Raw genomic sequence first — 8,598 nt, forward strand, 5'->3', positions numbered from 1 at the left:
GGACCCCTCCGCCCCGCACGGCGCACCCGCCGGCGGACCGACGGAGGAGGACACCCGCCCGTTCCTCGACGATCCGCCGGGCCTGGGCTGGGTCCCGGACGGGCTGCCGGGCTTCGAACGATGCACGCTCGGCCTCGACACCGATGAACAAGGACAGAACCTTGTCACAGTGGTGCGTCCGCGCACCGACGCCGCCCGTGACCCGGCCCGGCGGCCCATCCTCTCGGTGCACGGCTGGAGCGACTACTTCTACAACGCCCCGCTCGCCCACGCGTTCGAGGCCGCCGGCTACGCCTTCCACGCCGTCGACCTCCGCCACTACGGCCGCTCGCTGCGCACGGGACAGACGCCCGGCTGGACGGACGACCTGGCCCGCTACGACGCGGACCTCGAGGCCGCGTTCGAGACCATCGCCCAGGACCACCCGTTGCCGCCCATCCTCATGGGACACTCCACCGGCGGGCTGATCGCCGCGCTGTGGGCGGACCGGAATCCCGGCCGCCTCGCCGCGCTCGTGCTCAACAGCCCGTGGCTGGAGATGCAGGGCAGCGCGGGGGTGCGCCTGCTGGCGAAGTCCATCGTGGGGCCCGTCTCCGCCATGAAGCCCTACGCCATGCTCACACTGCCGCGCATCGACCACTACTGGCGCACCCTCTCGGACCAGGCCGAGGGCGAATGGGACCTGCACCCGCTCTGGCGTCCCCCGCACGCGTTCGAGGTGCCGGCCGCCTGGCTGAGCGCGGTCCTCTCGGGGCACCGGGCCGTGGCCGGGCGGCTCGACGTCTCCGTGCCGATCCTCGTGCTCGTCTCCGCGCGCGGGCATCGGGGCACGTCCTACGCCGAGGCGATGCTGACCTCGGACATCGTCCTGGACCCCGACGCCATGGCCCGACGCTCCCTGCGGCTCGGCAACCGGGTGACCGTCCACCGGCTCCCCGACGCGCTGCACGACGTGTTCGCCTCCCCCGCGTCGGTGCGCGAGGCGGCCGGTGCCGCGACGCTCACGTGGCTGGGGGCCTACGCGCCGCCGTCGGCGTCCGAGGCCGAGTCCGGCGCGCCGGACGACGGCGCCGGCTGAGGGGTGTCCACGGCGCCGCCGTAGCGGCGGTCCCGTCGGGCGTAGGTCTCGACGGCGGCCCACAGGGTCCGCCGGTCGACATCCGGCCACAGCACGTCCAGGAACAGCAGCTCCGCGTAGGCGGACTGCCACAGCAGATAGTTGGACAGGCGCTGCTCCCCCGAGGTCCGCAGGAACAGGTCCACGTCCGGGACGACGTCGACGTCCTGACCCGTGCGGAAGCCGCGGTCGAGGTAGCGGGTGATGACGTCCTCGCTGATCTCCCCCGGCCGCATCCGGCCGGCCCGGACCTCTTCGGCGATCGCCTGGACGCCGTCCAGGATCTCGGCCCGGCTGCCGTAGTTCACGCACATGTGCAGGGTGGTGCCGGTGTTGTGGCGAGTGAGCTCCTCGGCCTCCTGCAGCTCCCGGATCACGGGGGTCCAGAGGCGCGGGGCCCGCCCGTTCCACCGGATCCGCACGTTCCACGAGTGCAGGGTGTCCCGCTGCCGGCGCAGCACGTCCCGGGAGAAGCCCATGAGGAAACGCACCTCCTCCGCCGAGCGCCGCCAGTTCTCCGTGGAGAACGCATACGCGGACACGTGGCCGATCCCCAGCTCCACCGCCCCGGCGACGACGTCCAGCAGCGCCGCCTCGCCGGCCCGATGGCCCTCGGTGCGGGGCAGGCCGCGCTGGTTGGCCCACCGGCCGTTGCCGTCCATCACGATCGCCACGTGCCGGGGCACGAAACGCGGATCGATCCGCGGGGCGACCGCACCCGAGGGGTGCGGCGGTGGGGGCTGCGGGGCACGGTCGTCGCTCATGGTCTCCTCTCGACGCGCGGGGCGGGGAGGCCAAGGTTCTGGTCCAGGACGGACAGGGACACCAGGCGCCGCTCGGCGTGGAACTGCAGGTACGCCGCCACGATACCGGCCGCCTCGCGGCGGGCGGGGGCCCCGGAGGCGTCCGCGGTGGCCCAGTCCCCCGCCGCGAGGGCCGAGAGCAGGTCGAAGGTCTCCGGGGCCGGGTGAGCGGCACCGGGTGGCCTGCACTCGGGACAGACAGCCCCGCCGAGGCCCACGTGCAGTGCCGTGTGCGGGCCGGGGGCGCCGCAGCGGGCGCACCGGTCGAAGGTCGGGGCCCAGCCGGCCTGGGCGAGCGCGCGCAGCAGGAACGAGTGCAGGATCAGGCGCGGGTCGTGCGCGCCACGGGCCAGCGCGGCCAGCGCGCCGTGGAACAGGCGGTACTGGGCGCGCCGACCGCCGTCGTCGACCGCGGGGACCCGCTCGACGGCCTCGGCGAGGGCGCCGGCGACGGTGTAGGCGTCGTAGTCAGCGGCCAGCATCGTTGCGTACGGGTGCAGCAGCTGCGCCTGGCTCACGATGTGCAGCTCCCCCCGGCCGCGTGCGAGCTGGAGCGTGGAGTGCATGAACGGCTCCACCACCGAGCCCAGCCGGGAGGAGGTCTTGCGCACCCCCTTGGCCACGGCCCGGACCAGGCCGTGCTCGGGGGTGAGCGCCTCGACGATGCGATCGGCCTCCCCCAGACGGTGGGTGCGCAGCACGATCGCGTCGGTGCGGAACGAGTTCGCCGCGTAGCCGCCGTGCCGCGCACCCCGCCGGGAGGAGCCGGAGCCGCTCACGCGCGCAGGGCGCGGTTCACCGCGGACACCACGGCCTTCAGCGAGGCGGTGGTGGTGTTGTGGTCCAGGCCGACGCCCCAGAGGACACGGTCGCCCACGGCCGCCTCCACGTAGGCGGCGGCCATGGCCGCGCCGCCCTCGGACAGCGCGTGCTCGGAGTAGTCGAGCACGCGGACGTCCACGCCCTCCTCGCCGAGGATGCGCAGGAACGCGTCGATCGGGCCGTTGCCCTGCGCCGTGCGGGTCTGCGTGACGCCGTCGACCTCGAGCTCGGCCTCCATCCGGAACGCGCCGTCCTCGCCGGAGGCCGAGGAGACCGAGCGGAGCCGGTAGTGGCCCCACTGCGCCTCCGCCGCGTCGGCGGGCAGGTACTCGTCCTGGAACACACGCCACAGGTCGGCGCCGGAGACCTCGCCGCCCTGGGCGTCGGCCAGATCCTGGATGACGTGGGAGAACTCGATCTGCGCGCGGCGCGGCAGGTCCAGGTTGTGCTCGGACTTGAGCAGGTAGGCGACGCCGCCCTTGCCGGACTGCGAGTTCACGCGGATGACGGCTTCGTACGAGCGGCCGATGTCCTTCGGGTCGATGGGCAGGTACGGCACGGCCCACGGGATGCCGTCCACGTCCGTGCCGGCCGCCTTCGCGTCGACCTCCATCGCCTCGAAGCCCTTCTTGATGGCGTCCTGGTGGGAGCCGGAGAAGGCCGTGAAGACGAGGTCGCCGCCCCAGGGCGAGCGCTCGGGCACGGCCAGCTGGTTGCAGTACTCGACCGTGCGCTTGATGTGGTCCATGTCGGAGAAGTCGATCATGGGGTCGACGCCCTGCGAGTACAGGTTCATGCCCAGCGTCACCAGGTCGACGTTGCCGGTGCGCTCGCCGTTGCCGAACAGGCACCCCTCGATGCGGTCCGCCCCGGCGAGGTAGCCCAGCTCGGCGGCGGCCACGCCCGTGCCGCGGTCGTTGTGCGGGTGCAGGGAGAGGATGAGCGAGTCGCGGTGCTCCAGGTTGCGGTGCATCCACTCGATCGAGTCGGCGTACACGTTCGGGGTCGACATCTCCACCGTCGCCGGCAGGTTCAGGATCATCTTGCGGTCGGTGGAGGCCTCCAGGACCGTGGCCACCTCGTCCGAGATGCGCCGGGCGAACTCGAGCTCGGTGCCCGTGTAGGACTCGGGCGAGTACTCGTAGGTGATCTGCGTGCCCTTGAGCTGCTCCTCGAACTTCTTCACCAGGCGCGCGCCGGAGGTCGCGATGTCCACGATCCCGTCCTCGTCCTGCCGGAACACCACGCGGCGCTGCAGCACCGACGTCGAGTTGTACAGGTGCACGATGGCCCGGTCGGCCCCCTCGAGCGCCTCGAAGGTGCGCTCGATCAGGTGCTCACGGGACTGGGTGAGGACCTGGATGGTGACGTCGTCCGGGATGTGGTCGCCCTCGATGAGCTGGCGGACGAAGTCGTAGTCGGTCTGCGAGGCGGACGGGAAGCCGACCTCGATCTCCTTGAAGCCCATGCCGACGAGCAGCTGGAACATGCGCAGCTTGCGCTCGGGGCCCATGGGGTCGATCAGGGCCTGGTTGCCGTCGCGCAGGTCCACGGCGCACCACAGCGGCGCCTTCTCGATGACCTTGTCCGGCCAGGTGCGGTCCGGCAGGGCGACCTCGATCTGGTCCTGGAACGGGACGTACTTGTGGAACTTCATCCCCGACGACTTCTGCAGGTGGGCGCTCATGCGTGTTCTCCCTCGACGTGCGCGCGGCGGGCGCGCGAAAGGTGGATGGTCGGTGGCCGGACCGGGAGGTCAGGGACTCCGCACGGGGTGTCCGGTCCGGTGGGAGGCGTCCTGCCTCCGCGTGCGCTCAGGCGGCGTGGATCACGGCCTGGCACGGGGACCCCGTGCGGCCGTGAAGTAGCAGGCGGGCCGTGGCCGGCGCTGTCGTCGCGAGGCGGAGGGACATGCCCCCGACCCTAGCACCGAGGTGGGCCGGGCCACAGGAGGCCGTCCCCGTGTGACGCACGACGACGGCGGCCCGCTCCGGCGCGTGCGCGCCCGGGCCGGGGCCTCCGGCTCAGAAGCCGAGTCGGCCGAGCTGTTTGGGGTCGCGCTGCCACTCCTTGGCGACCTTGACCCGCAGGTCCAGGTGCACCTTGGTGCCGAGCATGCGCTCGATGCCCGCCCGCGCCTGCGCGCCGATCTCACGCAGCCGGGAGCCGCCCTTGCCGATGATGATGCCCTTCTGGCTGTCCCGCTCGACGAAGACGTTCGCCCACACGTCCATGAGGGGCCGATCCGCGGGGCGGTCCTCGCGCAGGGACATCTCCTCGACCACCACGGCCACCGAGTGCGGCAGCTCGTCGCGCACGCCCTCCAGGGCGGCCTCACGGATGAGCTCGGCCACCATGACCGCCTCCGGCTCGTCCGTGAGCTCGCCGTCGGGATAGAGGGGCGGCCCGGCCGGCAGCAGGCCCGCGAAGACGCCCAGGACGTCGTCGACCTGGCGGCCGGCCACCGCCGAGACCGGCACGACGGCCGCGAAGCCCTCCCCGCCGTTCTCCGGCCCGAGGACCTCGTCGCCCAGCGCGGTCACGGCCACGAGCTGCGCCATGAGCTGCTCCGGGCCCACCTTGTCCGTCTTCGTCACCACGGCGACCACCGGGGTGCGGTGCAGGTAGGAGAGCTGCTGGGCGATGAACCGGTCGCCGGGGCCGATCGCCTCGTCGGCCGGCAGGCACATGCCCACGGCGTCGACCTCGTTGAGCGTCTCCGCCACGAGGTCGTTGAGGCGCTCGCCGAGCAGGGTGCGGGGCCGGTGCAGGCCCGGGGTGTCCACGAGCACGAGCTGGAAGTCCTCGCGGTGGACGATTCCGCGGATGGTGTGGCGCGTGGTCTGCGGCTTGGAGGAGGTGATCGCCACCTTCTCCCCCACCAGCGCGTTGGTGAGCGTGGACTTGCCGGCGTTCGGCCGGCCCACGAGCGAGACGAAGCCGGAACGGAAGCCGTCCGCGGCGCGGGCCGGATCGACGAGATCGGTCATGGGGTCATCCTTGTCAGGCGGGGCGTGGGGGGCCGGCTCAGGCCACGGGGTCGGCGGGCGTGGCGCCGTGGGCCTGCTCCTCGCGCCGGCGCAGCCGCACCGGACGGTCGGGGGTCTCGGAGACGCGCAGGCGCGCGACCCGGTTGCGGCGGGGCTCGAGGGTGTCCGCGACGAGCTCGATGCCCTGGACCACGACGCGCGAGCCCTGGATCGGGACGCGGCCGAGCTCCTTGGCGAGCAGGCCGCCGACCGTGTCGACGTCGTCGTCCTCGTCTTCCTCCGGCAGCTCGAACTCCTCCCGGAAGTCGTGGATGCCCATGCGCGCGTCGACGGAGTAGACGCCGGGCGCGACGAACTCCACCTCGGGGCGGTCCGGGCGGTCGTCCTCGTCGTAGATCTCGCCGACGATCTCCTCGATGAGGTCCTCGAGGGTCACGAGCCCCGCCGTGCCGCCGTACTCGTCCACCACCACGGCCACGTGGGTGGACTCGCGCTGCAGCTCCTGCAGGAGGGTGGCCACGGACTTCGACTCGGGGACGAAGCGGACGTCGCGCATGACCTCGGTGACGGGGGTGTCGGTCGCAGCGCCGTCGTGGTGCAGGGCGCGGGTGACGTCCTTGAGGTGCAGCATGCCCCGGATGTCGTCGGCGTCGTCGCCGATCACCGGGATGCGGGAGTTGCCGGAGCGCAGGAACAGGGCCATGGCCTGGCCGAGCGTGTGGTCGGCGTCGATGGTGACGACGTCGGTGCGCGGCACCATGACGGAGCGGACGATGGTGTCGTTCATGGAGAACACCGACTGGATCAGCTCCGCCTCGGAGTCCGCGAGCACGTCCGCGTCGTGGGCGCGGGCGACGAACTCACGCAGGTGGCGCTCCTGGAAGTCGTCCTCATCCTCCGGCTCGACCTCGCGACGGCGCCGGTCCCGGTCCAGTCGGGCGGCGAGCGGGCCCAGGGCCCGGCGGAGCACCCACACGAGCCCGCCCAGGCGGCGGGCGACGGCGGCCTCGTTGCGGGAGCCGATCGGCCGCGGGCTCCAGACGCCCAGCAGGGCGGCCACGCCCACGAGCACGACCGCGGCGATCGCCACGGCGAGCCACGTGTCGTCCACCACCGCGTCGGCGGCCGCGGTCAGGCAGACGGCGGACAGGGCCTCGGCCACGAAGCGCCAGACCCGCAGGGCCCCGAGGTGGCTCTCCCGCTCGCGGGCGATCTCCAGGACCTTGGAGCCGGGCTGCTCGCGGACGATGTCCTCCGCATCCCGCCGGGAGAGGTAGGAGAACGCGGACTCGGCCAGGGACAGCGTCCAGGTCAGGCCGAGGAAGACCAGGAAGAGGGCGAAGAGGACGGCGGGTGTCAGCATGGGCGGTGCCCTCAATCCTCGACGGTGGGGGCCGGGGCGGGCCGGCCGAGGACCTCGGAGACGAGCCGATCCTGGAGCGCGAACATCTCCTCGCGCTCGGCGTCCTCGACGTGGTCGTACCCGAGCAGGTGGAGCATGCCGTGGGTGAGCAGCAGGAGCAGCTCGTCGTCACGGGAGTGCCCGCCGCGCGCCGCCTGCTCGGCGGCGACCTCGGGGCAGAGCACGACGTCGCCGAGCACGCCCTCGGCCGGCGCCTCGGGCGAGCCGGGGGTCAGCTCGTCCATGGGCAGGCTCATCACGTCGGTGGGCCCGGGCAGGTCCATCCACTCCTCGTGCAGCTCGGCCATGCGTGCGGCGTCCACGACGGTCACGGCCGTCTCGGCGCGCTCGTGGACGTGCAGGCGCGCGTACACGTGCCGGGCCATGCGCAGCAGCGCGTCCTCGGGGACCTCGAGCCCCGACTCGTTCAGGATCTCAACGGCCACGGCGGGCCCCTCCTCGCTTCTGGGACCGCTCCGCGGGGCCGCGGGCGGCGTCGTAGGCGTCCACGATGGCGCTCACCAGCGAGTGCCGGACCACGTCCGAGGAGTCGAAGCGGACCATCTCCAGTCCCTCGATCCCCTCGAGCACCTCGACGGCCTGGGCCAGGCCGGACTGGGTGCCGCGCGGCAGGTCCACCTGCGAGGTGTCGCCCGTGACGACCATGCGCGCACCGAAGCCGAGGCGGGTCAGGAACATCTTCATCTGCTCGCCGGTGGTGTTCTGGGCCTCGTCGAGGATCACGAACGCGTCGTTCAGGGTGCGGCCGCGCATGTACGCCAGCGGGGCGACCTCGATGGTCCCGGCCTCCATCAGCCGCGGGATCGACTCGGGCTCGATCATGTCGTGCAGCGCGTCGTACAGGGGGCGCAGGTACGGGTCGATCTTCTCGGAGAGCCCGCCGGGCAGGAACCCGAGCCGCTCGCCGGCCTCGACGGCCGGGCGGGTGAGGATGATCCGGTTGACCTCCTTGGCCTGCAGCGCCTGCACCGCCTTGGCCATGGCCAGGTAGGTCTTGCCGGTGCCGGCCGGGCCGATGCCGAAGACGACGGTGGAGCGGTCGATCGCCTCCACGTAGTCCTGCTGGTGCAGGGTCTTCGCGCGGATGCGGCGGCCCCGGCCCGAGAGGATCGAGTCCAGGTGCAGCTGACCCGCGCCGCGCCCGGTGGCGGCATCGCGGACGTGGTGGACGACCTGGCCCATCACCTCGGGGGTGACGGCCTGGTCGCGGCGGGCGATCGAGCGCAGGTCCTCGACGACGCGCCGCACCGAGGCTACGTCGGCCACCGGCCCGGCCAGGTCCAGCCGCTGGTCGCGGACCGTGACGTCCACGGTGGGGAACACGCCGCCGAGGATCCGCAACAGGGCGTCCTGCGGTCCGAGCGTGCGGACCATGAGGTCGGCGGTCTCGAACGCGACCCCCTCGTGCGCGGTGGCGGGCGGGGTCGGGGTCGTGGGGCTGTC

Annotated in this window: 8 protein-coding genes; 1 reads left to right on the top strand and 7 read right to left on the bottom strand. The window is 72.8% G+C overall.

The annotated features are described in order from the left end of the window. Positions 1 to 1,078, top strand: a 1,078-nt coding sequence (locus J1M37_RS07795; protein ID WP_206452419.1) for an alpha/beta hydrolase, incomplete at its 5' end; no start/stop codon positions are given. Here the strand turns inward: J1M37_RS07795 and J1M37_RS07800 are convergent. The 7 genes from J1M37_RS07800 to J1M37_RS07830 all read right to left on the bottom strand — a co-directional run. Next, complete coding sequence (locus J1M37_RS07800) at positions 1,018 to 1,881, bottom strand: isoprenyl transferase (RefSeq protein WP_152743873.1); 864 nt, start codon at positions 1,879 to 1,881, stop codon at positions 1,018 to 1,020. The two genes, J1M37_RS07795 and J1M37_RS07800, sit on opposite strands and share 61 nt — an antisense overlap. Then, the gene (gene recO / locus J1M37_RS07805; RefSeq protein WP_206452420.1) at positions 1,878 to 2,699 is read right to left on the bottom strand and encodes a DNA repair protein RecO; all 822 of its coding nucleotides are present in this window, start codon (positions 2,697 to 2,699) and stop codon (positions 1,878 to 1,880) included. Before recO ends, J1M37_RS07800 begins: the two co-directional genes overlap by 4 nt. Next, positions 2,696 to 4,429 carry a 2-isopropylmalate synthase gene (gene leuA, locus J1M37_RS07810; RefSeq protein ID WP_206452421.1) on the bottom strand — a complete coding sequence of 578 codons (1,734 nt, stop codon included), beginning with the start codon at positions 4,427 to 4,429 and terminating at the stop codon, positions 2,696 to 2,698. Before leuA ends, recO begins: the two co-directional genes overlap by 4 nt. A 337-nt stretch (positions 4,430 to 4,766) precedes the next feature. Continuing rightward, positions 4,767 to 5,732 (bottom strand): GTPase Era, encoded by a 966-nt coding sequence (era, locus tag J1M37_RS07815; RefSeq protein WP_002854662.1) that lies wholly within the window; start codon positions 5,730 to 5,732, stop codon positions 4,767 to 4,769. 37 nt (positions 5,733 to 5,769) lie between these two features. Then, the gene (locus tag J1M37_RS07820; RefSeq protein WP_136939985.1) at positions 5,770 to 7,095 is read right to left on the bottom strand and encodes a hemolysin family protein; all 1,326 of its coding nucleotides are present in this window, start codon (positions 7,093 to 7,095) and stop codon (positions 5,770 to 5,772) included. 11 nt (positions 7,096 to 7,106) lie between these two features. Beyond that, positions 7,107 to 7,580 (bottom strand): rRNA maturation RNase YbeY, encoded by a 474-nt coding sequence (ybeY, locus tag J1M37_RS07825; RefSeq protein WP_136939984.1) that lies wholly within the window; start codon positions 7,578 to 7,580, stop codon positions 7,107 to 7,109. Further along, positions 7,570 to 8,598 (bottom strand): PhoH family protein (locus J1M37_RS07830; protein ID WP_206452422.1); only part of this gene is annotated, 1,029 nt, incomplete at its 5' end. The genes ybeY and J1M37_RS07830, both read right to left, overlap by 11 nt.

Origin of the sequence: Micrococcus sp. KRD012 (genome assembly GCF_017168555.1) — a bacterium.
GTDB classification, from domain to species: domain Bacteria; phylum Actinomycetota; class Actinomycetes; order Actinomycetales; family Micrococcaceae; genus Micrococcus; species Micrococcus luteus.